25 protein-coding genes and 3 tRNA genes are annotated in these 24,967 nt (G+C 47.4%); 14 read left to right on the forward strand and 14 right to left on the reverse strand.

Annotated elements, in window-relative coordinates:
- Positions 1 to 16: 16 nt before the first annotated feature.
- The 11 genes from HMPREF2675_RS02920 to HMPREF2675_RS02970 all read right to left on the reverse strand — a co-directional run bounded on the left by HMPREF2675_RS02920 (position 17) and on the right by HMPREF2675_RS02970 (position 6,927).
- Positions 17 to 757, reverse strand: a complete 741-nt coding sequence (locus HMPREF2675_RS02920; RefSeq protein WP_070814014.1) for a tail fiber assembly protein — start codon at positions 755 to 757, stop codon at positions 17 to 19.
- Positions 758 to 778: 21 nt separating this feature from the next.
- Positions 779 to 2,305, reverse strand: a complete 1,527-nt coding sequence (locus HMPREF2675_RS11510; protein ID WP_070814015.1) for a tail fiber protein — start codon at positions 2,303 to 2,305, stop codon at positions 779 to 781.
- A 16-nt stretch (positions 2,306 to 2,321) separates the two neighbouring features.
- Positions 2,322 to 2,903 carry a phage tail protein I gene (locus HMPREF2675_RS02930; RefSeq protein ID WP_070814016.1) on the reverse strand — a complete coding sequence of 194 codons (582 nt, stop codon included), beginning with the start codon at positions 2,901 to 2,903 and terminating at the stop codon, positions 2,322 to 2,324.
- 3 nt (positions 2,904 to 2,906) lie between these two features.
- Complete coding sequence (locus HMPREF2675_RS02935) at positions 2,907 to 3,803, reverse strand: baseplate assembly protein (RefSeq protein ID WP_070814017.1); 897 nt, start codon at positions 3,801 to 3,803, stop codon at positions 2,907 to 2,909.
- A gap of 9 nt (positions 3,804 to 3,812) precedes the next feature.
- Positions 3,813 to 4,139 carry a GPW/gp25 family protein gene (locus HMPREF2675_RS02940; protein WP_063075576.1) on the reverse strand — a complete coding sequence of 109 codons (327 nt, stop codon included), beginning with the start codon at positions 4,137 to 4,139 and terminating at the stop codon, positions 3,813 to 3,815.
- Positions 4,136 to 4,759 (reverse strand): phage baseplate assembly protein V, encoded by a 624-nt coding sequence (locus HMPREF2675_RS02945; protein ID WP_063075577.1) that lies wholly within the window; start codon positions 4,757 to 4,759, stop codon positions 4,136 to 4,138. Before HMPREF2675_RS02945 ends, HMPREF2675_RS02940 begins: the two co-directional genes overlap by 4 nt.
- Positions 4,756 to 5,025, reverse strand: a complete 270-nt coding sequence (locus HMPREF2675_RS02950) for a hypothetical protein (protein ID WP_070647037.1) — start codon at positions 5,023 to 5,025, stop codon at positions 4,756 to 4,758. The genes HMPREF2675_RS02945 and HMPREF2675_RS02950 overlap by 4 nt, the downstream gene beginning before the upstream one ends.
- Before the next feature lie 153 nt (positions 5,026 to 5,178).
- Positions 5,179 to 6,390 (reverse strand): tyrosine-type recombinase/integrase, encoded by a 1,212-nt coding sequence (locus HMPREF2675_RS02955; RefSeq protein WP_070814018.1) that lies wholly within the window; start codon positions 6,388 to 6,390, stop codon positions 5,179 to 5,181.
- 172 nt (positions 6,391 to 6,562) lie between these two features.
- Positions 6,563 to 6,653: transfer RNA gene (locus tag HMPREF2675_RS02960), tRNA-Ser, on the reverse strand.
- Between the two features lie 62 nt (positions 6,654 to 6,715).
- Positions 6,716 to 6,802, reverse strand: a tRNA-Leu gene (locus HMPREF2675_RS02965).
- A gap of 38 nt (positions 6,803 to 6,840) precedes the next feature.
- Positions 6,841 to 6,927, reverse strand: a tRNA-Leu gene (locus HMPREF2675_RS02970).
- A gap of 94 nt (positions 6,928 to 7,021) precedes the next feature.
- Between HMPREF2675_RS02970 and rnr the strand changes: the two genes are divergently transcribed.
- The 4 genes from rnr (at position 7,022) to recR (ending at position 12,618) form a co-directional block, all read left to right on the forward strand.
- Complete coding sequence (rnr, locus tag HMPREF2675_RS02975) at positions 7,022 to 9,502, forward strand: ribonuclease R (RefSeq protein ID WP_141759942.1); 2,481 nt, start codon at positions 7,022 to 7,024, stop codon at positions 9,500 to 9,502.
- Positions 9,503 to 9,583: 81 nt separating this feature from the next.
- Positions 9,584 to 9,931 (forward strand): ArsC family reductase, encoded by a 348-nt coding sequence (locus HMPREF2675_RS02980; RefSeq protein WP_070585426.1) that lies wholly within the window; start codon positions 9,584 to 9,586, stop codon positions 9,929 to 9,931.
- A gap of 145 nt (positions 9,932 to 10,076) precedes the next feature.
- Positions 10,077 to 11,930 (forward strand): SurA N-terminal domain-containing protein, encoded by a 1,854-nt coding sequence (locus HMPREF2675_RS02985; RefSeq protein ID WP_070814020.1) that lies wholly within the window; start codon positions 10,077 to 10,079, stop codon positions 11,928 to 11,930.
- 82 nt (positions 11,931 to 12,012) lie between these two features.
- Positions 12,013 to 12,618 carry a recombination mediator RecR gene (gene recR / locus HMPREF2675_RS02990; RefSeq protein WP_070814021.1) on the forward strand — a complete coding sequence of 202 codons (606 nt, stop codon included), beginning with the start codon at positions 12,013 to 12,015 and terminating at the stop codon, positions 12,616 to 12,618.
- A 62-nt stretch (positions 12,619 to 12,680) separates the two neighbouring features.
- Here the strand turns inward: recR and HMPREF2675_RS02995 are convergent, their stop codons facing one another.
- Positions 12,681 to 12,968, reverse strand: a complete 288-nt coding sequence (locus HMPREF2675_RS02995) for a hypothetical protein (RefSeq protein WP_003683377.1) — start codon at positions 12,966 to 12,968, stop codon at positions 12,681 to 12,683.
- A gap of 214 nt (positions 12,969 to 13,182) precedes the next feature.
- Between HMPREF2675_RS02995 and HMPREF2675_RS03000 the strand changes: the two genes are divergently transcribed.
- The 4 genes from HMPREF2675_RS03000 (at position 13,183) to HMPREF2675_RS03015 (ending at position 18,301) form a co-directional block, all read left to right on the forward strand.
- Complete coding sequence (locus HMPREF2675_RS03000; protein WP_070814022.1) at positions 13,183 to 14,433, forward strand: lipoprotein-releasing ABC transporter permease subunit; 1,251 nt, start codon at positions 13,183 to 13,185, stop codon at positions 14,431 to 14,433.
- A complete protein-coding gene (lolD, locus tag HMPREF2675_RS03005; protein ID WP_003683651.1) occupies positions 14,426 to 15,109 on the forward strand; it encodes a lipoprotein-releasing ABC transporter ATP-binding protein LolD in 684 nt (227 codons plus the stop codon). The genes HMPREF2675_RS03000 and lolD overlap by 8 nt, the downstream gene beginning before the upstream one ends.
- Positions 15,110 to 15,241: 132 nt before the next feature.
- On the forward strand, positions 15,242 to 17,005 hold the full coding sequence (recD, locus tag HMPREF2675_RS03010; protein ID WP_070585420.1) for an exodeoxyribonuclease V subunit alpha: 1,764 nt from the start codon (positions 15,242 to 15,244) through the stop codon (positions 17,003 to 17,005).
- Positions 17,006 to 17,101: 96 nt separating this feature from the next.
- On the forward strand, positions 17,102 to 18,301 hold the full coding sequence (locus HMPREF2675_RS03015; RefSeq protein WP_070814023.1) for a hypothetical protein: 1,200 nt from the start codon (positions 17,102 to 17,104) through the stop codon (positions 18,299 to 18,301).
- 94 nt (positions 18,302 to 18,395) lie between these two features.
- On the opposite strand, the gene HMPREF2675_RS03020 is transcribed toward HMPREF2675_RS03015, so the two are convergent.
- Positions 18,396 to 18,797 (reverse strand): RNA-binding S4 domain-containing protein, encoded by a 402-nt coding sequence (locus tag HMPREF2675_RS03020; RefSeq protein ID WP_003679090.1) that lies wholly within the window; start codon positions 18,795 to 18,797, stop codon positions 18,396 to 18,398.
- Positions 18,798 to 19,000: 203 nt separating this feature from the next.
- Between HMPREF2675_RS03020 and HMPREF2675_RS03025 the strand changes: the two genes are divergently transcribed.
- The 6 genes from HMPREF2675_RS03025 (at position 19,001) to HMPREF2675_RS03050 (ending at position 24,352) form a co-directional block, all read left to right on the forward strand.
- Positions 19,001 to 19,960 carry an acetyl-CoA carboxylase carboxyltransferase subunit alpha gene (locus tag HMPREF2675_RS03025; RefSeq protein WP_070814024.1) on the forward strand — a complete coding sequence of 320 codons (960 nt, stop codon included), beginning with the start codon at positions 19,001 to 19,003 and terminating at the stop codon, positions 19,958 to 19,960.
- A gap of 91 nt (positions 19,961 to 20,051) precedes the next feature.
- Positions 20,052 to 21,407, forward strand: coding sequence for a tRNA lysidine(34) synthetase TilS (tilS, locus tag HMPREF2675_RS03030; RefSeq protein WP_070814025.1), 1,356 nt, complete (start codon positions 20,052 to 20,054; stop codon positions 21,405 to 21,407).
- Between the two features lie 187 nt (positions 21,408 to 21,594).
- Positions 21,595 to 22,194 (forward strand): RNA polymerase sigma factor RpoE, encoded by a 600-nt coding sequence (rpoE, locus tag HMPREF2675_RS03035; protein WP_036493687.1) that lies wholly within the window; start codon positions 21,595 to 21,597, stop codon positions 22,192 to 22,194.
- Between the two features lie 5 nt (positions 22,195 to 22,199).
- Complete coding sequence (locus HMPREF2675_RS03040) at positions 22,200 to 22,748, forward strand: sigma-E factor negative regulatory protein (protein WP_070814026.1); 549 nt, start codon at positions 22,200 to 22,202, stop codon at positions 22,746 to 22,748.
- A 118-nt stretch (positions 22,749 to 22,866) separates the two neighbouring features.
- Entirely contained in the window at positions 22,867 to 23,658 is a 792-nt protein-coding gene (locus tag HMPREF2675_RS03045) for a TrmH family RNA methyltransferase (protein WP_070814086.1), read from the forward strand.
- Between the two features lie 34 nt (positions 23,659 to 23,692).
- Positions 23,693 to 24,352, forward strand: a complete 660-nt coding sequence (locus HMPREF2675_RS03050; RefSeq protein WP_049348483.1) for a YecA family protein — start codon at positions 23,693 to 23,695, stop codon at positions 24,350 to 24,352.
- A 61-nt stretch (positions 24,353 to 24,413) separates the two neighbouring features.
- Here the strand turns inward: HMPREF2675_RS03050 and HMPREF2675_RS03055 are convergent, their stop codons facing one another.
- Positions 24,414 to 24,902: a DUF456 domain-containing protein gene (locus HMPREF2675_RS03055; RefSeq protein WP_070814027.1), complete on the reverse strand. Its 489-nt coding sequence runs from the start codon at positions 24,900 to 24,902 to the stop codon at positions 24,414 to 24,416.
- Positions 24,903 to 24,967: the final 65 nt, after the last annotated feature.

Below are 24,967 nucleotides of genomic sequence, written 5' to 3' on the forward strand. Positions count from 1 at the left end.
CAGGCGGCCTTGTAAATCAGATATTGATTTCGGTGTTGATGACGTTGAGTTCGTCTAAGTTTTGGGCGGCTTCGATTTGTTTCTCGATGGCTTGGCGTTTGCCTGCAACGGTAGCGCAGAGGGACTCATAGGCAACGGTTTTGCGCAGGGCGGCGGCTTTGAGTTTGTCTGCATCTATTCCGCGCGATTGGGCAATTTGATCTAAAACGGGCGTGGCCGCGCTTTTATCTACCGACCATGCGCGGGCTTCAGCGGCCTGGATAGGCCAGCTCTGCACTTCAAAGGCAGGGAGGTCGTCCATGCCTGATTTTTGGGCAACAATGTTTTGGGCTTGACGGTTGATGGCGCGGATTAAAGCAGCCTTGGACGCGTTTAGAAATTCAACTTCAATTTGTGCTTTTTTGTCTTGGTTTTCCATCCATTTTTCTCCATCCCATTCGTCAAACCGTGAGGAAGGTTTTAAAAATGTCAGGTCGTCTGAAAGGCTGCCGATTTGGTCGATGATAACGGCTTCGCGATCAGTTTTTCGGTAGGCAGTTTTGCCGCGATGGTCTTCGATGAAGTCCCAGCCTTCGCCGTTCCAGCGGGCGGCTTTGCCTGCGCTGATTTGAGGCGGGTCGGTGTCGATGCAACCGGCGGGAATCAAATAGCTGCCGTCGCGTGCCATGATGTCCAGATCGGCTGTGGTTTGGCCGATGTAGAGATGGTCGGCGTCAAGTTGGCAAACGGGTTTTGTCCATTGGATGTTTTGGGTCATTTTTTTACCTTTCTAAACGGTTTATGCCTTGATGCATGCCAGCAGGGCGATATTTCTAGGACGGGTTTCAATGCCGCCAGCCGGGTCGGTTTGGCCGACAGTGTCAACCGATACGGTTGACGGATTGCTACCCCTGTCGGTATCGGACATGCGGTTGACGCCGATGCCGTGGCTGTGGCTGCGGAACTCATCCGCCTGCCATGAGCCTAAGACACGATTTCTATCAATTGCTCTGCCGTCATCCCATGATCGGATAAATTCGCCGCGCAAGTCGGGCAAGTTGAAAGTGGTGCGTCCGTCACCACGGCCGTAACGTTCGCCGATGGCGGCGAACAGGTTGGCATAGATGGTACGGGATACTGCCGCGCCGTTTGCTTTTAACCATCCAAATGGTGGGACATCTTGGGCAAAGTAGGCGACGGCACCAACGGGGACGCCTACATTCATCACGTTGTTATCGACACGCGCAATCAGTCCGGGCGTGTCCCAACCGATGGCAATTTGATGATTCTGCCCGCCCAAACCTACTGCGCCTCCGCGTCGGATACTGTTGTCGTAGGCGGTTTTGACGGCTTTGGATGTGGCAAGATTGTCGGTACTGTCCAGATTTACGGCATCTGATTTGTCGGACATAAGGGCGATTTTGACATCACTGTATGTCAATGTGCCGTCGTCTTTAAGTTGCAGATATTTGCTGCTCTTGGAATTACGCAAATAAATATCTTTGGGACCGGTATGGATATCGGCAGATTTTCCATTGCCGGATACGGACAATCCCGCATTAAATACGGCTTTTGATGTAAAGGTTTTGATACCGCCGACGGTTTGGTCACTTGATAGCATGACGCCGTTTTCTTCGGTCAAGACGGTCCTCATGCCGATATAACGACCGTTGGCATCCCAAGCAGAGGTAACGAGATGAAACGGATTGGACGCCGAGCCGTATGAGAAACCGATACCGCGGGCGTGTGCGCCGTTCACTACTTCCGGATGGGCAATGTGGATTTCCATTGTTGGCAGGGCATTTCCGTCAAGCTGACGGCCATTGGATCGGTAAAATCCGCTTTTGGTATAGCCTCCGGACTGGTCTGCATAGTAGTTGGTGGTGGCGACATTCATTTTGTCAGTAGCAAGTCGGGCGGCATTGGCTTCGACCCAACTTTGATAGGCGACGCTTTCCGATCCGGATACGCGCGGGAAGTGTACGCGCCCGATTTCTCGACTTCCCGATGTAAAAACATAATTGAAGCGTGCGCCGTTTTCTCCTTCAGATACGGGGGCGGTCTCAAAACGCCAGTAGCTGCCGTCGCCATTGGTAAAACGGATTTTTTCCCATGCGTTGGTTTGAATGTTGAGCTGACCTTCTATAACTTGCGTACCTTTATTGCCAATCTTGGATTCGACTTGGGTTTTAAGGTATAAGGTGCGGTTAGCTAGTGCTTGCAGGGGTTGATTGATTGGGGCATCAGTGCCGCCTATAACGCGGTCGCCTGGTTCGATGAGGCGGACGTTTTGGGTGTATTGGTTGAGTTCTTTTGCGTTGGCCATTTTTTATCCTTTAGGGTCAGGCTATGCCGAAGTTGTAACTACCGTCGAATGTGATTTCTCCGTTCCAATAGATAGGGTGGTCCCGGTAGTCGAGGCTGTGCAGTTCGCAACGGAGAGGGACAATTCGTTCCAACCATTCTCGAAGTTTTTGGGCTTCATTATTGGTAACCGGGCGGCTTAATTTAATGCTGTATTTCGCCCATTCTCCGTTGCTGCCTCCGAATAGGTGTGTGCCGTCAAAGACGGCGTTTCCGTTCCAGTAAAGATTGGCGGTATTTTCGATGATTTGTATTTCTCCGTATCCTAGGTCACGGAAAAGGCGCCGGATAACGGATGGGGTCCCTTTGTGCTGATGCTTTTGAATATAGTTTTCTATCAGTTTTCGGCGTGCGATTTCGGTGTCGGTAATATTCCAGCCTTCATCACTGCCTATGGAGCGTTCCCATGCAAGCCATGGTATGAATTCTGGAGGGCAACTGTCGGGAATGCGGCTTTTGGTAATGACTGCGAGGTCGAAGACAGTTGCCAGTTCTTGCGATGTCAGGCGTGCAAGGGCTTGCAGGAGGTCGGTGTTGTTGGTTGGGATGACTGTCGGCATGGCTTAGGCTTCTGTCAGAATGGTTTCTGTAATTTTTATAAATTCGCCGTCTGTACACAGGATGTCTTGTCTTGGCTCTGTCAGCTCTACTTTTTTGACGCCATCTGTATCAAGTGCGCCAATGATTTTTGACAAGGCAATTTGTGCGCCGAGTCTTTTATGCTGCTCTAGCATTTGATTGAGGTCTTGAAGCTGGCGGGCTTTGACGATTTCTTTGTCTGGGCCGTCTTCATAGGTAATACGGGCGGATATGCGTATTTCTTTCGGGGTGCCGGCGTGGACGGTTACGGTATCGCAGAGTGGGCGGCGGCTTTCGTCGCTAAGATAGGCATTGACGGTTTCAAGGGTACGGCCACTAGGTATGCCTTGGTTGCTGGATGTTTGGATATAAACAGCGACTGTTCCTGGAGACACTCTGACGGCGCGGGCATCGGTAATATCGGGGGCGGCATCAAGGGCATGGGCTTCGTATGCTGCACGAGGCCCTGCCGCTGCGAGTTTCTCTGGATATAACTGGACGCGCCGGCGGAGGTCATCGTCGGTTTCGTAAACGGCTTCTGTAGGGGGATTGGTGGTTGGATCGGCAGAGATGATGGTTTTCCGCTCTATGCCTTTGGCTGCGGCAAGGTGGTCAAGATCACTTCCTTGCGCGAAGGCTAAAAGTGTTGCTGCAGCTGCTTGGTTTATGCGTTGACGCAGGATGATTTCTTGATATGCCTGTTGTTGAAGGTCGATGGTCAGTGGCTCTGATTCGAGTTTCAAGGTGGCTGCAATGGTTGGACGTATGCCAGCCGGGACGAGGGCGATGAGGTTCGCTTTTTTGCGCTCAAATATGGTCTCAAAGTCGAGTTCTTCGATGACTTTGGGGGCTGGTAGGCGGGTTAGGTCAATTTCTGCCATGTTTCTGCGTTATTGTATTTGGAATGTTTGTTCTGTGCCGTCGGTCAGGGTTGTGACTATGGTAATGGCTAGTTGTCCGTTGGCGGCGGCGGTAGGGTCAAAGTGTATGCTGCGGACGGTAATGCGCGGTTCCCATGCCGCTATGGCAGTGACGGCAGCCTGATGGCAGAGTGCTATAACGGTCTGGGTCATCGGCATGTCTATCAGCTCTGGCAGAAGGCTACCGTAGTCTTCTCGCATGAGGCGGCTACCGATGCGAGTGAAGAGTATGTTCTTTATGGATTGGGCAATGTGTTCTTTTAAGCCGATGTTGCGTCCTGTTTGGTCGTTGGTCATCTAGGCTGTCCTGTTGTGCCGCCGCTGTCGCCCTGGTGGGTGTGGGTGGTTAGGTTGACCCCGTTACTGATGATGCTGCCTTCTTCTTGGCGTATTGTGCCTTTGATAACTGCTGCCGCTCCACCTTCGCCACCACTTCCTGCCATGCCGCCCTGATATGTAAGCAGTCCGACAACGTTTAGTTTGCCTTTGATGTCTGTCTCGGGACTGTCGATAGTCAGGTGTTTGGTGTGTACGGTGGCTTTTTCTTTGACGGTAATATCGGCAGTTTTGATGCCTTTGATTTGCAGATGGCTTTTTGCGTGGTTGTATTTAAACTCTGCTCCGTCAGGCATGAGGATGATGGTTTCGTCTGGGTTTTGGGATGGGGCAGGATGTTGGGAGGTTGAGAAGCCGCAAATAATAATTCCGTTTTCGGGTTCTCCGCTGGGAGAAAGTATGATGCAACCTTCGCCGATGGAAGGTAAACGCCAAATTGATACGCCACCCGCTGCAGGAACAAAGTATGGCAACCAGTCTGTAATGAGACCGCCGTGTTGTGCGCGGATTCTGTTGGCAACAGGGTCGGTTTGGGAAACTGTGCCGATTTTTATGAGGTTTTCAATGTTGCGACTGGTCATGGGATGATGTAGTCTCCGATTTTTAGGCTTTCAGCTGCTTTTTTGCTTTCAAACATGGCTTTGCGGTCGAATTTCCAGCCGTATTCATTTTTTAGTCTGACGGTAATGAACCATAAGCCGCAAAAAAATAAGGGGCGGCTGTGGATTGCTATGACTTGGCAGGGTTCTTTGAACATGGTCTTGGTTTTGGTTTTGCTGTTTTTGGAAAGCCGCCGTTGTGGAGTGGCAACGGCGGCTTTTTGGGATGCCGTCTTTCCGGCTGTCATTACTCAACAATCACAAGGAACATATCACTTCAGATGACGATTTGATTTTGGCAAAGAGTGAATATGTGGGCAAGCAGATGGGGTTTTAGGTGGGTTTTTTAAGTTTTGGATATAGAAAAAGGTCGTCTGAAAACTTTTCAGACGACCTCAAAACTATTTTATCCGATACTTTTCCCGTAATGCCATCACATCTCGACCAAGGTTTTCCAGCATTTCTCGTCGCTCCTCTAAAAGCTCTGATCGGTCATAAGCGCGTTCTGTCTTATCCGTAATGCCATGCGAAAGCAGTAATTCCCCCACATCTCTGCGAACCTTATAAACCTCCCTTAAATAAGTTCGTGCTAGACTCCGCAAACCGTGTGCCGTTGTATCCAGCCCCATTTTAGTACGAAGCTTTAGTCTGACTGTCTCGGACGACAATGGCTTGGTAAACCCTGAACCTTCAAATAAGAATACTCCATTCACATTTAATCTTAATGCCTCAAAATAGATTCGTGTCAAAGCGGAACTTAATGGGACAACATGCGGCCTTGTTTTCATCCGTTCAATTGGAATTTCCCAGGTCCCTGCCTTTAAGTTAATTTCATCCAGACGAGTTCCTGCTGCTTCCGACGGCCGCGTCATACTCAAAAGTTGCCAATAAATTAATAGCCGCGCTCGTTCCCCAATTCCCTTAGATGTTTCTAACTTCTCCACTAAGAGTGGTAGCTCATCAAAGCGCAGTGTATCGAAATGACGTTCAGGCGGCCTATCGAATACTTGTTTCCCAATAACACTGACTGGATTTATAGTGATAGAGCCATCTGCTACAAAATAATCAAACATCAATCCCAATGCACCTTTGACCCGCCTCAAATATTCAAGCGCCCCGCGTTCTTCCATTTTCCTTAAAACAGCTACTATATCTGCCGTCTTGATCGAACGAATATCCTTTCCCTTAAAAAAAGGTAGTACATTCAATTCTAAAGCCGACAGTACTTGCGCTGCATAACGCGGATTTTTACCCATCCCTTGTTTGCCACCTGATTTCTTCCATTTTTCAAACCAAAGTACCAAGCAATTTTCAAAACGAAACTCTGCTCCTACGTCCGCAGAAATTGCCTTCGGATCAGTTCCATTTCTGATTTTTTCTAACATCTCCTTTCGCCATGCCCGCGCATCTGCTAGTCCGAAACGTGGAAATAAACCCAGCGTCAATGTGTTCATTTTCCCATCAGGGCGGTGGTATTGTAGCCTCCAAGACTTAGAACCTGAAGGCAAAATCCATAGGGCAAGCCCACCCCCATCTGGTAATTTGTAAACCTTCTCTTTAGGTTTTGCTGTTTTAATTTGAGACAGGCTTAATGGCGTCACAATTTTTGGCATGAAGTGTTACTCCTTGGGTAATAACACATAAAATACCACAAAAAAGATAAAAGAATTGAAATATACCCGAAATGAATTTAAAGCAGATGAATAACAAAAAAGGCTAAGTTATTGATAACCTAGCCTTTAATATGCGGTTTTAGAAGTAATGAAAAACTTATAAAAATGAAAATGGCAGAGAGGAAGGGATTCGAACCCTCGATACGCTATTCACGTATACACGCTTTCCAGGCGTGCGACTTAAACCACTCATCCACCTCTCTGTGGACTATTATCCTGAGTTGTTATTCAGAATAATGTGAAAACTTGACTAATTATTTATTAGTGGTGCCCAGGAGAAGACTCGAACTTCCACACCCGTGAGGATACTAGCACCTGAAGCTAGCGCGTCTACCAATTCCGCCACCTGGGCAATTTAAATTTTCTTAAGCAAAGAAGCACCAAAATATTTGGTGCCCAGGAGAAGACTCGAACTTCCACGCCCGTGAGGACACTAGCACCTGAAGCTAGCGCGTCTACCAATTCCGCCACCTGGGCTTTGCTTTATTCTTCAATTTAAGGTAGAGTTGACTACCTGAACTGCGAAGAAGCAGCTATTATATATTTTAAAAAAAGAATGTCAACTATCAAAATGAACAAAAATACTAAATCTTTAAATTTACGAGAAAAAGACCCGTATTTGGAGCGGGAGAAACAACGTTACGCTCATCCGCTGCCCAGCCGTGAATGGGTTATTGAATTATTGGAACAAAAAGGCGTGCCGACAAAAATCGAAGCTTTGGCACATGAATTGTCGATTACAGAAGATGAATATGAATTCTTTGAGCGCCGTCTGAAAGCGATGGCGCGCGATGGTCAGGTGTTGATCAACCGACGTGGAGCGGTGTGTGCGGCAGAAAAATTGGCATTGGTTAAATGCCGTGTCGAAGCGCATAAAGACGGCTTTGGTTTTGCCGTGCCGCTAACGCCGACAGGCGAGGGTGATTTTGTTTTGTATGAGCGTCAGATGCGCGGCGTGATGCACGGGGATATTGTTACCGTTCGTCCTGCCGGTATCGACCGCAGAGGCCGTCGTGAAGGTACGGTTTTGGATGTGGTGGAGCGTGCACAGTCTAAAGTGGTCGGCCGTTTTTATATGGATCGCGGCGTGGCGATTTTGGAGGCGGAAGACAAACGCTTGAATCAAAGCATTGTTTTGGAACCTGAAAGCGTAGCGCACTTTAAACCGCAATCTGGTCAAGTCATTGTCGGTGAAATTGAGACTTACCCCGAGCAAAACCGCCCTGCCGTAGCGAAAATCATTGAAGTGTTGGGCGATTATGCCGACAGCGGTATGGAAATCGAAATCGCTGTGCGCAAGCACCATTTGCCTCATCAATTCAGCGAAGCGTGTGTCAAAGCTGTGAAGAAAATTCCCGATCATGTGCGTAAAACCGACTTGAAAGGGCGCGTGGACCTACGCGATTTGCCTTTGGTAACCATTGACGGCGAAACTGCGCGGGACTTTGACGATGCGGTTTTTGCCGAAAAAATCGGCCGCAATTACCGCTTGGTGGTGGCAATTGCCGATGTCAGCCATTATGTCCGTCCTGATGACGGAATTGATGTAGATGCTCAGGAACGCAGTACCAGTGTGTATTTCCCACGCCGTGTGATTCCCATGCTGCCGGAGAAGTTGTCCAACGGTATCTGCTCGCTCAATCCTGATGTCGAACGCCTGTGTATGGTGTGCGATATGGTGATTACTTATGCCGGCAATATCAAGGAATACCGTTTCTATCCGGCAGTAATGCGTTCGCATGCGCGACTGACTTACAATCAAGTTTGGGATTGGATTTCAGACGGCCAGGATCATCCGTTTAAGCAGCAAATCGATACTCTGTATAATTTATTTAAAATCTTGCAGAAAAAACGTTTCGAGCGTGGCGCGGTTGAGTTTGAGAGCGTTGAGACACAGATGATTTTTGACGACAATGGCAAGATCGACAAGATCGTTCCTGTTGTCCGCAATGATGCGCACAAGCTGATTGAAGAATGTATGTTGGCGGCGAATGTTTGCGCGGCAGAATTTTTGCTGAAGAACAAACATACGGCTTTGTTCCGCAATCACTTGGGCCCGACTCCCGAAAAATTGGCCACTTTACGCGAGCAGCTTGGTTTGCTGGGGCTAAGTTTGGGTGGCGGCGATAATCCGACGCCGAAAGACTATGCTGCGCTTGCAGAGCAATTTAAAAACCGTCCGGACGCGGAGTTGTTGCAAGTGATGATGTTGCGTTCTATGCAGCAGGCGGTTTATGAGCCGCATTGCGACGGTCACTTTGGTCTGGCTTATAGCGCATATGCACACTTTACTTCGCCTATCCGTCGTTATCCCGATTTGACGGTACATCGTGCCATTAAGGCTGTGTTGAACGGACAAACTTACCAACCCAATAAAACCTGGGAGGCTTTGGGCGTGCATACCTCTTTCTGCGAACGCCGAGCCGATGATGCCAGCCGCGATGTGGAAAACTGGCTGAAAACTTATTATATGCGTGACAAAGTCGGCGAAGTCTTCAGCGGCAAGATTTCAGGCATGACCAGCTTCGGTATTTTTGTAACGTTGGACGATATTCATATCGACGGCTTGGTACATATCAGCGATTTGGGAGAGGATTATTTCAACTTCCGTCCTGAAATTATGGCGATTGAGGGCGAACGCAGCGGTGTCCGTTTTAACATGGGCGATACGGTTACTGTGAAAGTCGCACGTGCCGATTTGGATACCAGCAAGATTGATTTGACCTTAATCAGCGGCGGTTCAGTCGGTAAGAAACATGGCAGTAGAAAAGCAAAACCTGTAAGCAAGCCAATAGCTGCTGACAAACCTGTTGAGAAACGTAAGCGTAAACTTTCGGCGAAAGAAATTGATGAAGCGTTGGCCGCTCCCGTGAAGGCAAAGAAGAGCAAGGTGAAAAGTAAACCTGCCTCCAAGCCGGCCAAGCCAAGCAAACCTAAAGCCGCAAGCAATAAAAAAGCGCAGGCGAAAACAGCTTCCGTCAAAGCCGGAGGTAAAAATAATGCTCAAGGCAAAAGCGTGAAGATTAAAGTGAAGAAAGCTGCTAAGAAATAAGCGGCATTCAATTCAGGCCGTCTGAAAGATTTCAGACGGCCTGAATTTGTGATTTTATGAATAAAACCAAGGATAAATAAGATGATAAAACTATACGGTATTCCCAATTGCGATACGGTTAAAAAAGCGCGCAGTTGGTTGGCAGAAAACGGTATCGAGTTTGAATTTGTAGATTTTAAGAAAAACGCCCCGACTGCCGAATTGATTGATGGCTGGCTGGAGCAGGCAGCTTTGGAAATTTTGCTCAATAAAAGAGGCACGACTTGGCGCAAGTTGGATAAAGATGCGCAAGAATCTGCCGCCACAAAAGAAGGGGCGATTGCTTTGATGGTAGAAAATCCCAGCATCATCAAGCGGCCTGTATTGGTCAAAGAAGGACAGGTTCATGTCGGATTTTCAGTAGAAGCGTATCAGGAAATTTTCGGATAAGGCATTTTTAGGTTTTTAGGCCGTCTGAAAAAGCAATCCTCGAAAAAATACGTTACAATACGCGCTTTGAGCCTGTTTTCAGGATTTTAAGATTTTTGCGGCAGCATTTTCCGGCTGCCGCGCCAAACTTTTCTTTCGGATAAATATGTTCCATATTGTTGAAAAATATAAAACACCCGCCCAGATTGTTTTAGGTATTATCGGTCTGACCTTTATCGGATTCGGTGCCAATAATTTGTCTTCGCCGGGTTCTGATTACATTGTCAAAGTCGGGGATGAGAAGGTCAGCGAGCATGCTTTACAGATTGCGATACAAAATGAGCAGGCTGCCGGCAATAATGCGCCTTCGCGTGATGCGATATTCCAATCTTTATTGCAAAGAGCTTACCTGAAGCAGGGTGCCAAGCTGATGGGCATTGCTGTGTCTCAGGAACAAATCAAGCAAGTTATCGTGGATGATCCGAATTTCCATGATGCTTCCGGCAAATTCAGTCAGGATTTGCTCAAGAAGTATTTGGATCAGCGCAAAATGACCGAGGATCAGTTTGTTGAAGATATCCGCGAACAGTTCCAGTTGCAAAATCTGTTGAATTTGGTGCAAAACGGTGCGTTGGTCAGCGATGCGCAAGCGCGTCAGTTGATTAACCTGACTCAGGCCACCCGTACTATCCGTTCATTTACATTCAGCCCTGAAGCATTTACAGCACAAGTAAAAGTAGATGATGCGGCTTTGCAAAAGTATTATGAAGCGCATAAGAAAGATTACTTGATTCCTCAAGCCGTTAAGCTGGAATATGTGGCTTTGAACATCAAAGATTTGGCTGACAAGCAAACCGTCAGTGCGGAAGAAGTACAAAAAGCTTACGACAGTAAAAGCGTAGATTTGTCGCCAAGAGCCGAAATTGCGCATATTTTCATTCCGGTTATGCCTAACGGAGATGAAGCAAGCAATGCGGAAATTAAAGCCGAAGTGGACAAAATGGCTGCAGAGCTCAAAGCGCACCCAGATGCTTTTGCCGAGCTGGCGGCCAAGTACTCCAAAGATTTGTCCAGTAGCAATAAAGGCGGCAATTTGGGCTACCTGAGCAAAAGCGGCGGTAGCGGCTTTGGACCTGAATTCGATAAAGCGGCATTTGCATTGGGCAAAGGCGAAGTCAGCGATACCGTTAAATCGTCTTTGGGTTATCACGTTATCAAAGTTTTGAATGTCGAAGCTGAGCCGACTTTGGAACAAGCCAAAGCGCGTATCGAAACGGCTTTGAAACTGAAAAAAGCAGCTTCTGCCTTTAACGCGGCCAAAGAAAAATTGGGTGAAGATGCCTTCAATGATCCATCTTCTTTGGCAAAAGCAGCCGCCAATTCAGGCTTGAAAGTGGAAAACCTGGATGAATGGGTAACCAAAGCGGGTGCGAAAGAAGCCGGTTTGCCTGAAGCATTGATTAATGCTGCGTTTAGCGATGATGTACTGAAGAAAAAACATAATTCTGAAGTAATTGCCATCAACAACGAAACCGTTTGGGTTATTCGTGCGAAAGAAGTGCGCGAAGAGAAAATTGCACCATTTGCAGAAGTCAAAGACACTGTTCGTGCAGCATATCTGCGCTCTGAAGCCGCCAAACTGGCAGAGAAGAAAGCCCAAGAAACTTTGGCTGCGTTGAAAGCCGGTAAAGCTGCCGACGTTCAATGGTCGCCTGTTTCGCAATTGAGCGCGCAAGATGCGCGTAGAACCATGTCTCCTGAAGCTTATGCGGCTTTGCTGAAAGCGCGCCCTGTCGGCGGTAAACCTGCGTACGCATTGTTGGAAGGTATGCCTGCACCGGTGATTATGGAAGTTCAGAGCGTTTCTGCTCCTGAAAATGCCGATTCACAGATTCCGGCTGCCAAACAGGCTTTGGTTCAGCAGCTTTCTGCCAATGTGTTCGATAATTTACTTCAGTATTTGGGTAAGAAAATCGATCGTACGCAAGGTGCACAGCAAGTTAATAATGCTGCCGAATAAGCAGAGTATTTGAGTAGGGCAGCCGGATAAATTCCGGCTGTTTTCTTATTTTTAGCTATCTTTTTAAAGGCCGTCTGAAATCATGAGTAAAAATCCTGATGCCTTTGTCCGCTTGATTAATGCATTAAAGATATTGCCCAATGTCGGACCGAAATCTGCACAACGTATGGCTTACCAGCTTTTGCAGTACAAACGCGAAGAAGCGCAGGAATTGGTGGACGCTTTGCAGTTTGCTTTGAGGCAGGTGCAGCATTGTCGGATGTGCAACACATTTTGCGAAGGCGATTTGTGTGAAATTTGCGCAGACGAAAAACGCGATAAAAGCCGTTTGATGATTGTGCATATGCCGGCGGATGTCTCCAGCATGGAGGCGGCCAATTGCCATGATGGCCTGTATTTTGTTTTGATGGGGCAAGTCAGCCCGGCGCAGGGCATGGATATTTCGGCAGTAGCGTTAGATAAGCTGGTGGCCCGTTTGCAGGCGAGTGATATTGAGGAAATTATCATTGCGACCAACTTCACAGCCGAAGGCGATGCGACAGCGTATGTATTGGCGGAATTGTTTAAGAATCTTCCCTATAAAGTCAGCCGGTTGGCAAGGGGAATCCCTTTGGGCGGCGAGATGGAATATGTGGATGCCGGTACTTTGGCTCAAGCCGTTTACGATAGAAGAAACATCCAATCTTAAATGCCAATATGAAAAGGCCGTCTGAATGTTTTTCAGACGGCCTTTTCATTGATGAAATCAGATTATTTGCAGCTCACGCCTTGAATTTGAGGCGTATCACCGTTGCCGACTTTGAATGCGCATTTGGTTGCGCTGCTGCCGGATACGGTAACAACACCGTTTCCGCTGTTGAGGCTGACAGGTTCTTTTACGCCCATGCCGACAGCAGTGGCTGCCAGTTTTTGAACATCGGCGTCGGAGTAAGCGGTATTGTTTGAACTGATTTTGATTTCTTTGGCGGCATATGCATTGAAGCTGAATGACAAACCTACAGCTACGGATACGAGGGCCAAGAATTTTTTGCTGTTCATTAGTGTATTTCCTTTTTGATGGTGACAAAACGAGTCACAGCTTCAGAATAAGGGCGATTGGGTGATTGTGCAAGTTTTTCGGCAGAATTTACGGGAAGATACATGGTTTTACATACACTTTATTCCTGAATGCCACATCAGTCGGGCAATCGGACGACCTGTCGGTTTTACGGTACAATAAGCCTTTTTTGACAAACGAATGAGGCATTCTTGAATGGCTTCTTTAGAAACTTGGATAGGCCTGCGCTATTTGCGTGCGAAAAAACGCAACGGCTTTATGTCATTTATTACCATGATTTCAATCGCCGGCATCGCCTTGGGCGTAACGGCGCTGATTGTGGTGTTATCGGTAATGAACGGATTTCAGAAAGAGATACGCGGTCAATTGTTGAACGTCGCACCTCATGCGGAAATCGGCTATTACGATGTCGGCAGTGCGCCGGGTTGGCAGAATTTGCGCGAATTTGTAAAAGGCAAAAAGGAAGTATTGGCCAGCGCGCCTTATGTTTCCGATCAGGCTTTGCTTGCCAATGCCGGCGAAGTACGCGGTGTACAGATACGCGGTATCTTGCCGTCTGAAGAAAAAAATGTCGTTGATTACGGCAAGGATATGCCGGCCGGCAGTTTTGACGATTTGAAGCCGGGCGAATTTGATATTATTTTAGGTCAAGGGCTGGCTGAGGCATTGGGTACGGAGCTTGGCGGTAAAGTTACTGTGATTACGCCGGAGGGTAATGTTACTCCTGCCGGCGTAGTGCCGCGCTTGAAGCAGTTTAATGTGGTCGGTGTGGTAAAAACCGGTGTCTATGAAGTCGATAACACATTGGCCATGACGCATATCAAGGATGCGCAAGTCTTATATCGACTGGGAGAAAATGTCGGTGGGCTGCGTTTACGATTGGCTGATCCGCAGAATGCGCCGTCTTTCATTGCCAAGTTGATTCCCGATGCTAAAAAAGATGAAGTATGGGTGCGCGACTGGACGTTTAACAACCGCAGCTATTTTGAAGCCGTTGAGTTGGAAAAACGCATGATGTTCATTATTTTGACACTGATTATCGCGGTTGCTGCGTTTAACCTTGTCTCGTCTTTGGTAATGGCGGTAACGGAAAAACAAGCCGATATTGCGATTTTGCGCACTTTGGGTTTGTCTCCAGGTGGCGTCATGAAAATTTTCTTGGTGCAAGGTGCATTTGCAGGTTTCTTTGGTACGCTTGTGGGCGTGGTATGCGGTGTATTGCTGGGTTGGAATGTCGGCAAGATTGTCGCGTTTTTTGAAGACCTGTTTGGCGTGCATTTGATTAACTCTCAAGTTTATTTCATTGATTACCTGCCTAGCGATGTGAACTTGAAGGATGTCGTCGTTATTGCCTGCATTTCGCTTGGCTTGGCATTTATCGCCACACTGTATCCGAGCTGGCGTGCTGCAAAAACCCAACCTGCGGAGGCTTTGCGTTATGAGTAAGACAATTTTGAAATGTACCGGCGTTGGCAAAAGCTATAATGATGGCGCATTGAATGTACAAGTGTTGAATCATTTGGATTTTGAAGTTGCTGAAGCGGAAAGCGTGAGTATTATTGGTTCGTCAGGCAGCGGTAAATCTACGTTGCTGCACCTTCTTGGTGGCTTGGATATGCCGTCTGAAGGCAAGGTAATACTGATGGATCAGGATTTGGGCGGTTTGAGCCAAAAACAGTTGGGCGAATTGCGCAACCGTTATTTGGGCTTTGTGTATCAGTTTCACCATCTATTGCCTGAGTTTTCTGCGTTGGAAAATGTCATGATGCCGCTTTTAATCGGCAAAATGCCTAAGGCGATGGCTGAGGAGAAGGCTGTCAAGATGCTGAAAAAGGTTGGCTTGGACAAACGTATGTTGCACCGTCCGAGCGAACTTTCCGGCGGTGAGCGTCAGCGTGCGGCGATTGCCCGTGCTTTGGTTAATGAGCCGAAATGCCTGTTGGCAGATGAGCCGACGGGGAACCTTGACCGTAAAAATGCGCAAAATGTGTTGGACATGATGCTGGATTTGAAACGCGAATTAAACACCAGCCTGATTGTGGTGACCCATGATGACGAGCTGGCTGAGCGTTTCGACCGGGTAATGACCATGAAAGACGGCAGCCTGCAAGTGCTGCAATAAGGTTATTATTTCAGGCAAATATTTTATGCTTTGAAAGGTATAATAGAGGCCGTCTGAAAAATAGGTTTTCATTTATGGAAACGCTGTTTTTCAGACGGCCTTTCTTTTTTCCGTATCAATCAATTCTGAGCCATGAATCCGACCGACTCTATCCTTTCCTCTGCCGCAGATGCGGCCATAGCGTTTTTCCGCCGCCACGAAGTACAGGGTGCATCCGTTATTGAGCCTTATGTGGTTCGACTGTTTGCAGCCTTGCAAAACGGGCATTCATTTATTTACTTGGATAAAGCGGATGTTGATGTCTTAAGCAACTTACCGAACTTGGTCGGTAATGCGGATAAACCGCTTATTCTACAAGGCCGGAAATTGTTTTTGGGGCGGATGTGGCAGTTGGAGCATGATTTGGCTGTTGAAATAAAACGGCTGGCCAGTGCCGAGGCGGAAGAAGTGAATTTCATGGCGGCTTCAAAAAGCCTGAGCGATTGGTTTGATACTAAAGACAGTAAAGAGCAACGGGATGCTGCGGCTTTGGCTTTGCTGCAAAACTTTATGCTGATTACCGGCGGGCCGGGTACGGGTAAGACGACGACCGTAGCAAAGCTTTTGGGTCTGATTTGCAATAACAGTACGAAGCTGCCCCGTATCGCTTTGGCGGCGCCGACAGGCAAAGCGGCTGCGCATATGGCACGGGCCTTACAGCGTGCTTTGGACGGTTTTGATTTGTCCTCAAGTATTAAAGCGCATTTGGAAAACTTGGAAGGGCAGACCGTCCATCGATTATTGAAATTGAGGCCGCCGCAAATGCGTCCTGCGTTTAATCATGAATATCCGCTTGCTTTGGATGTTTTGGTGGTGGATGAGGCTTCGATGTTGGATTTGCCGCTGGTGTTGGATTTATTGCGTGCCGTGCCGACTGGCTGTCGTCTGGTGTTGCTTGGCGATGAAAACCAGTTGCCGTCGGTTGGCTTGGGAGCCGTATTGGCGGCATTGTCGCGTCCGACGACTTTGGATAAAGAAACCGCTGAGAAGTTGGAAGTGTACCTGCCTGATCATGGCTTTGAGATAAAAGGGCAGCCACAGGCTTTATCGCAAAACAATGCCAAATTGACGTTCAGCCACCGTTTTGGTGCAGACAGCGGTATCGGCTGTTTGGCAAGGGCAGTGGTGTCCGGGAAAAAGCAAACTGCGGTCGAACAGTTTGACAAGTTCCCCAAAGAATTGGAAATGAAATCAGGCCGTCTGAAAGAGCAGGTTGCCTTGCTGTATCAAAAGCAACAGGATTATTGGCAGGCTGTGGAAGAGAATAATGTTGCACTTGCCTATGGTCATGCGGCCGATGTGGTGGTATTGGCGGCTTGGCGGCAGGATGCGGATGATTTGAATCAGGCTTATCAAGAATACTTGCAACGACAAGGCAAGGTTTCGGGCGAAACGCCTTGGTTTGCTGGACAAATCATCATGATTACCCACAATGATTACATGCTGGAAGTGTTTAACGGCGACATCGGGCTAATTATGAAAGATGAAGAATCGTTGAATGGCTTGTCTGCCTATTTTCCTGAGAAAGATGGATTCAAAAAAATTGCTATCAGCCGTTTGCCCGATTTTGAATCGGCTTTTGCCATGACGGTGCATAAGAGCCAAGGTTCGGAATATCGGGAAGTATGGCTATTGCCCCCGTCAGTGCCTGCAACGACGGAAAGTGAAGAGGAAGCCCGAGGTTTGGATAAGGATCTGCTTTACACAGCCATTACCCGTGCGCGTGAACGTTTTGTGTTTTGGGGAAATGCGGAGGAATTGTGTCAGGCTGTGGGATGCCATCAAAAACGCAGGACGGCATTGGCCGATGCCTTGGAATGGCAGTTTGAACAGCTTGATGAGCAGGATTCTGTTTGACTTGAATCAAGAGGCCGTCTGAAAGAGGATAAAGCGTTTAAATCTGCTTGACTGATTACACTAATTTACATACGATAAAAATAATTAGTAAATAAAATGAATAATTTATACGAAATTCATAATTTTGTACGCTTTATCGAATACTTCACTTTCAATACCTTCTTTTGGAGAGTCGGCATGAAATTTCAAACCAAACTGATTGTAACCTGTATTTTATTGGCTTCATCGTCTTATTCTTTGGCAGAGAATGCTGATGGCGGACGTGATGCGGCGGCTTTGGCCACCACCAACGATTATGTCAATTCCGGCAGTATTATTCGAAAAGACGACGATAAAATCAGTATTTTCAATGACTTGTTGACTGTAAATGGTGGCTTGCGCGTACGTGCGGATACCAAAGACATCAATGCCAATAACAGCGGCATTAATCCGACGCCTGAAGATACCAATGCCAACTTTAATGCGGAGTTTTGGTTGCGCGCGAAACTGTACAAAGACTGGAAATTGGTTGCGCAAATCGAGCCGAATATCGATTTGGAAACCGGTAAATTTAATGGCGATCATGATGTGCCGGTGAATAAACTGTATGCCGAAGGCACTTTGTACAACAACATTAAAGCGCGTGTCGGTAAATTTGGTGCGTTTTCTTCATACGGCCGCGTATGGGATACCGAAGTCACCGGCGGCGAAATCTTCTTCGACAATAAAACCCTGCCTACCAAAATCTATGCAGGCCGCCGCACTGGCAATTTGAACGACAACGCATGGGGTATTGGCGGCCGCCGCAGACATTTTGCCGCGGTGCAAAGCATGTTGCCTGTGAATGAGAATATTAACGTCGGCGCAACCGTCAGCTACATGAAAGACATCGATGTACGCGGTGCGAAGAAAAATGCGGTCTTTGGAGAAATCGGTACGGACATCAAATTTAATGACGATTGGCATTGGATGGCTGCAGTCAGCAAGTCCAATATCAAAGCCTATAATGATGCCGGACAAAAAATCAAAAATGATGGCGTGTTCACTGAAGTACGCTATAAATCAGCCGACTGGAACGTCCGCAATTCTTACGACGTATTCTTGAACTACCGCCGTGTCGGTTCATTGTCCGGTGTCTCTTCTGTTGAGGATTACAGCAAAAACGTCCAAGGCGTGCAAATCGGTGCGACCTATATTCCTTGGAAAAACTGGAAACTCAAAGGCTTCTATTTGGCCGGCAAACAGGTGACGCCTACTGTCGGCACGGATAAGCAGGACGTAAACGTTATTCGTGGTCAGTTAGAATATAAATTTTAATCATCACAAATAAAAAACAGGCAGGATGTCCTGCCTGTTTTTGGTTTTCAGACGGCATAGATATGGGGCCGTCTGAAACAATGGATGAAACGTTTTACCAGCTATCGCGCTTCATACGGTCAAGCTGGCGGCGGTCGCGTTTGGTTGGGCGTCCGTCTGGATAAGCGGCACTGATGCGGCTGGCTTGGTCGAGCTGTTTTTGAGCTTCGCGTTCGGCAGCCGTTTTCATGTCTTCTTCGTACAGTAAACGCGCTTCCGGTGCCGGGCGGCGTTGATGATTGAGCGCGGCGACTTTGAATTTGTAGGGTAGGGAGTTCAAAGTCATGTCGATGGTGTCGCCGGCGGAAATATTTTTGCTGTTTTTTACCTTCGAACCGTTTACCAAAACCCTGCCCAGCTCAATGTGTTTTTGTGCCAGCGCGCGGGTCTTGAAAAAGCGCGCGGCCCACAGCCATTTGTCCAAGCGCATGGACGAATTGTCATGATCGTTTTTCATAGCCTGTTTGAAATGATTGAACTGAATTGAAGTTTATCATAAGATACGGCACGCCATACATTTAGTGCAGATATACTATTTCTTTGTTAAAGGCCGTCTGAAAGTTTTTTATTGCAAAAGATGGCAGTTTCCCTTTGAGAAATGCTGTCAAATACGTCTGATTAGCGTATCATGTCAGCAACCGTTACCGAGAGCTTTGTTTTATGAAACCCGTTTTTTTGGACTTCGAACAACCCATCGCCGAATTAACCAATAAAATTGACGAGTTGCGATTCGTACAAGACGAATCTGCCGTTGATATTTCCGACGAGATTGCCAGACTGAAAAAGAAAAGCAGCGAGTTGACCAAGTCAATTTTCAGCAAGCTGACTCCGGCTCAAATTTCACAAGTGTCCCGCCATCCGCAACGTCCTTATACTTTGGACTATATCAACGGTATTTTTACCGATTTTGAAGAGCTGCACGGCGACCGCCATTATTCTGACGATCATGCCATTGTCGGCGGTTTGGCGCGTTTCAACGGCCAAAGCGTGATGGTTATCGGTCATCAAAAAGGCCGCGATACCAAAGAAAAAATCCGCCGCAATTTCGGTATGCCGCGTCCTGAGGGTTACCGTAAAGCACTGCGCTTGATGCAGACTGCCGAAAAATTCAATATTCCGGTCATGACCTTTGTCGATACCCCGGGCGCGTATCCGGGCATTGGAGCAGAAGAACGCGGCCAGTCTGAAGCCATCGGCCGTAATTTGTACGAACTGACCCGCTTGCATGTGCCGGTATTGTGCACCATCATTGGCGAAGGTGGTTCAGGTGGTGCGTTGGCAGTGGCTGTCGGTGACTACGTCAATATGCTGCAATACTCGACTTATTCGGTGATTTCTCCCGAAGGTTGCGCCTCTATTCTTTGGAAAACTGCTGAAAAAGCAGCAGATGCTGCACAAGCTTTGGGTATTACCGCCAAACGTCTGCAAGAGTTGGATGTCATCGATAAAGTAATTGATGAACCTTTGGGTGGCGCACACCGTGATTTTGAAACCACGATGAAAAACGTCAAAACCGTTTTGGAACAGCAATTAAGCGAAGCGCAAAGCATGACCATGCCTGACTTGCTTTCTCGCCGTTTCGACCGCATCATGGCTTACGGTAAATTTACCGATAAATAAGTTTGATTGTTGAAAAAGCAAGCAGATGGCGCCACTGCTTGCTTTTTTTGTGTTCTATTTTTGAGTAACTCACAATTTCAGGCCGTCTGAAATGTCGCAAGTATTCCCTGATTTCCTATTTAAAAGTTTTCAAGCAGCTTTTCCTAATTTGCCGAGCCATACTGTTGTTGAAGTTGGCTTGAGTGGCGGATTGGATTCTGTCGTCCTGCTGCATCTTTTGCATCGGATGCGCGAATTTCGCCATTTTGATTTGCGTACCGTCCATGTTAATCATGGTTTAAGCACCAATGCTGACACTTGGGCTAAATTTTGTCAGGATTATTGTCGGGGTTTGAATGTTGTTTTGCGAGTGTGTCGTGTCAATGTGGAAAAACAAGGAAAAGGTTTGGAAGCGGCGGCTAGGGCTGCACGATATCAGGCATTTTCAGACGGCCTGAGGAAAATTATTGTTTTGGCCCACCACCGCAATGATCAAATCGAAACATTTATGCTGTCGGCTGTACGTGGGGGTGGATTGCGCGGTATGGCGGCCATGCCGGTATGGCGTGATTTAAATGAAGAGGTTCAAATTTGGCGACCGCTTTTGGCATTTTCCCGTCAGGAACTGGCTGAGTATGCGCAACAATGGGGATTATCTTTTGTTGAAGACGAAAGTAATGAAGACTCCGGCTATTTACGCAATTGGATGAGAAATCAGGCTTTGCCGCAATGGCAGCAGCGTATTCCGAATTTTGAACAGCAAATTTGTGCCAATGTTCGATTATTGCAGGAAGATTTGCAGCTTTTAGATGAATTGATTGAGTCTGAATACCAGCGCATCAGTCCAAACGGCATATTCACCATCAGTCTGTGGCGGCAATGTACGCCGCTTTTGCGTCGTCGTTTGCTTTGGTATTTTTTGCGAAAGCAAACGGAATCATTGCCTTCTTATCACAGTATTGTCGATTTTGCCCGAGTGTTGGAAACCGCAGATCAGGCGCAGTTGAATTTGTCAGACGGGGAACTGGTCGCATATCGGGACAAGCTGTTTGTTTGTCAGGAAAGTGAGTTTCAAAACCTTCCTTGGTGTAATGGCAGGGAAGTTCGAGGCCGTCTGAAAGATATTTTGTTGGAAAATGGTTTCGTTTTATTACCGTTTAAGGGAGGTTTGTCAGAAGAGGAGTTGGAGAGGCCGGCGGTACTTCGAAGTGTGGTCAAAGGTGATGTGATTCATTCGGGACAGAGGGAAAAATCAGTCGAAAAACTATTGCAAGAGTGTCATATTGTGCCATTTGTCCGTAAATATTGGCCGATTATCCTAAGTATGGGCAACAATTGCCTTGCTGTTGTTAATCTTCGGGTGGGAAGCGATGTTCGAATGGAACAAGGTTATTTACCTGTTCATGAAAAGTTAGCCAAATATATAGCAAAAAATAAAGGGGTTGACTCTAAGTTTAGTAACTATTAGTAATTAAACTACTTTTATTAAGTCCATGTATATCAAGAAATATAGTCAATGTTAGAGTATCTGTACGAATAAACTTTAGCAATTGAGTGTAATCTCGTGGAACTATTTCAAAGCGTTGCTGTCTTTACTGTGCACAGCACGCTTTACTATTTTTGGTTTAAAGCAGTAAAACGATTAAAGGTTGAATATGAACGATCGCCAAATAGATCAAGTTTTGGTGGAGCGCGCACAGAAAGGTGACCATAAGGCATTCGAGATGCTGATGTCCAAGTATCAGCGTCGGCTAAACAGACTGATTTCCCGTTTTATTCAGGACGAGCACGAAGTACACGATGTAACCCAAGAGGCAATGATTAGGGCTTATCGTGCATTGGCAAATTTTCGTGGAGAAAGTGCATTTTATACATGGCTGTACCGTATCGGTATCAATACGGCAAAGAATTTCCTGACCACTTCGGGTCGTCAGTTTTTTGTCAGCTCGGAAGCAGCCAATGAGGAGGGAGATGTTCTTGATTTAACCGATCAGATTGCGGATTACCATACGCCGGAAGCTGAAATGATGAATCGGGAAATCTTGCAGACCGTCGAAGCAAGCATTGCGCAACTGCCAGACGATATGCGTCAAGCCATTACGCTTAGGGAAATGGATGGCTTGTCTTACGAAGAAATAGCTCGGGTAGTGGATTGTCCGATAGGTACTGTACGTTCGCGTATTTTCAGAGCGCGTGAACTGATTGCAAAAGATTTGCGGCCGCTGTTGGATACTTCTGAAGATCAAAGGTGGTAATAAAAATGAACGACAAAACAAATAAAGCATTGGAGTATGTGTCTGCATTGATGGACGGTGAAGCATTGACTGATGAGATGCTGGATGCCGTATTGGCAGACGAGGAAGCTATGCGCGCTTGGCATGAGTACCACATTATCGGCGACTGTATCCGTCAGGGTGCGGCGGCGAGTGTTGCCGGTGAAACCATGCAAAGCAAAGCATTTACAGTGCCTCAAGCCGAAGCTGAAGGCAAACAGGAAAAATATGCTCAGCGTGAAGCGGCTAATAGCGGCTTCTTCAAATTCTTTGCGGCCGCTGCCAGCGTGTGTGCGATTGCTGTTGCAGTATGGCAATTTACACCGCAATCTTCTCGTGACGCTATGCCGGTTGCGGAGAAGTCTAATACTCAGCCTGCCCAAAATATCATTCCAGTGAGCGGTACGCCTAGTGATAAAGCGGCTTCCGAGCCTGGCGAGACTGTTGTGCCGAATGCGGCAAAAGACGGAAAAATTGAAAATCATCCGACTGTCCGCACCGAGCAAAAAAATGAGCAGCAGACTGTTGTGCAGTAAAAAATGAAATCATGTAAAACCCTTGCTTCATTGCAAGGGTTTTTTATTTTTGAAGTGAAACCGTCAGGCCGTCTGAAAGCATAGCTTCAATGAAGTCAAAACAGTTATAATGCGCTCCATGAAACTGATTACCTCTGCTCAAAACGAACAGCTCAAACATTTATTCCGTCTGCTGACGCAGGCCAAAGCAAGGCGTGAAAGCGGCGAAACCGTATTGGAAGGCGTACATCTGCTGCAAACTTATTTGCAAAGCGGCGGTACGCCCAAACAGGTTTATCTGCCTGAAAAGAAACAGCAGCATCCTGAAATTCAAGAAATTACAGCGCAGTTGGACGAGGGGTTGATTACTTGGGTCGGTAACGAAGCGCTGTCTAAAATCACCAGTCTGACCGATGCCGATGATGTGATGACTTGGATTGATATTCCGCAGCAGGCAGGCTTGCCTTCAAACGGCGATTGCGTGGTATTGGAGCGGGTACAAGACCCCGGCAATGCAGGCACAATTTTGCGCAGCGCGGCGGCGGCAGGGGTCAGGCAAATTGTGTGCAGCAATGATTCCGTGGATATCTGGTCGCCTAAAGTGTTGCGAGCGGGGATGGGCGCGCATTTTCTACTGTCTATTTTCAGTCGAGTGGAATTATCCGCTTGGATGGAAACGTATCAGCATCAAATTTGGGCAACCGCCTTGGGTGGGCACAATATTGGTTTGTATGAAATGGACCTCAGTCAACCTTGTGCTTGGGTGTTTGGCAACGAAGGCAGCGGCGTGAGTGAAAGGGTAAAAGAGAAGGCCGATGCCTGTGTCAAAATTCCCATGTTGGGGCAAACCGAATCCCTGAATGTCGCGATGGCGGCAACGGTTTGTCTGTTTGAACAAATGCGGCAGCGTATCCATGCCCAGGCCGTCTGAAAACCATAATATGATTTTATGTTAAGGAACAAAAATGCAAATACTGACTTTTGATGAAGCGGCACGTAGCCGATTGATGGAATTGCTGGATGCCAAATCCGAAGCCCACAACACCATGCGTTGTGATGAAGTGCAGGGTTTTATGATGGCTTTATTGAGCGGTCCGGATGCTTTGAATCCGACCAACTGGCTGCCTGAGATTTTGGGTGAAGAATCTTTGTTTGATGCCAAAGAGCGCACTGAAATCGAGCGTTTGGTGATGGCAATGGCCGCCGATATGCGCATGAAGCTCAACGAGAAAATTCTGCCTGATTTGTGGTTTTATGAAGATGAAGCCGGCAATCCGGATTTCTACACTTGGTGTAACGCCTATCTTTACGCACTGGATATTGTGCCTACCGATTGGTTTGAAGCAGTCGATCAGGAAGAGTTTGAAGATTTGTTCTATCCGATTATGGCTTTGGGCGGTATTTATGACGACGAGGAAAACGGCGAAGTCATCTTGCATCTGAATGAAAAAGAGCTGACCCAGTTGGAATCTGATTTGCCGCATGTCCTGCTGGATATTTACTGGTATTGGCAGGCCATCATCAATAAACCGCAAACCGTACGCCGCGAAGGCGAAAAAGTGGGCCGCAACGATCCTTGCCCGTGTGGCAGCGGTAAAAAGTACAAAGCCTGCTGCGGCAAATAAACAATGAAATGAAAAGGCCGTCTGAATGTTTGAAATTCAGACGGCCTTTAATGTTTTTTGTTTAGAAGAATGAGGCTAACCAAACAAACAGGATGGTTAACGCAATGGTTAATGCGCAGCCGATTTTGGCTACTGTGCCAATGATAAAGCCGATAAACGTACCGATACCGACTTTGCCTGCCTGCCATGTGTCTTTGCGTGCGATAAATTCGCCGATGGCCGCGCCTGCCAACGGGCCGAGCAACAGGCCCGGAATAGAGAAGAATGCGCCGACAATGCCGCCGATAAACGCGCCCCAAACCGCGGTTTTGCTTGCGCCGGTATATTTTGCACCCAATGCGCCCGCCACATAGTCCATCGCAGTACCAAATACGGCAACGATGGCCAAAAAGGTCAGCGTACCCGAGCCAAACACTTGATAATCGCCGGCATAACCCAACAGCCATGCGCCACCAAACATCAAACCCAATCCGGGCAGGGCGGGATAAATAGTGCCTAAGATGCCGACAACAATGGCAATCAAGCCGAGAACGATGAGAACAGCAGTCATGAGGTTCCTTTTAAATTTAAGAGTGTAATAACGGCAGTATTATGGGCACGTTTTGTTATATTTTC

The sequence above is a fragment of the Neisseria sp. HMSC061H08 genome (assembly GCF_001836795.1).
Taxonomy (GTDB): Bacteria; Pseudomonadota; Gammaproteobacteria; order Burkholderiales; family Neisseriaceae; genus Neisseria; species Neisseria subflava_A.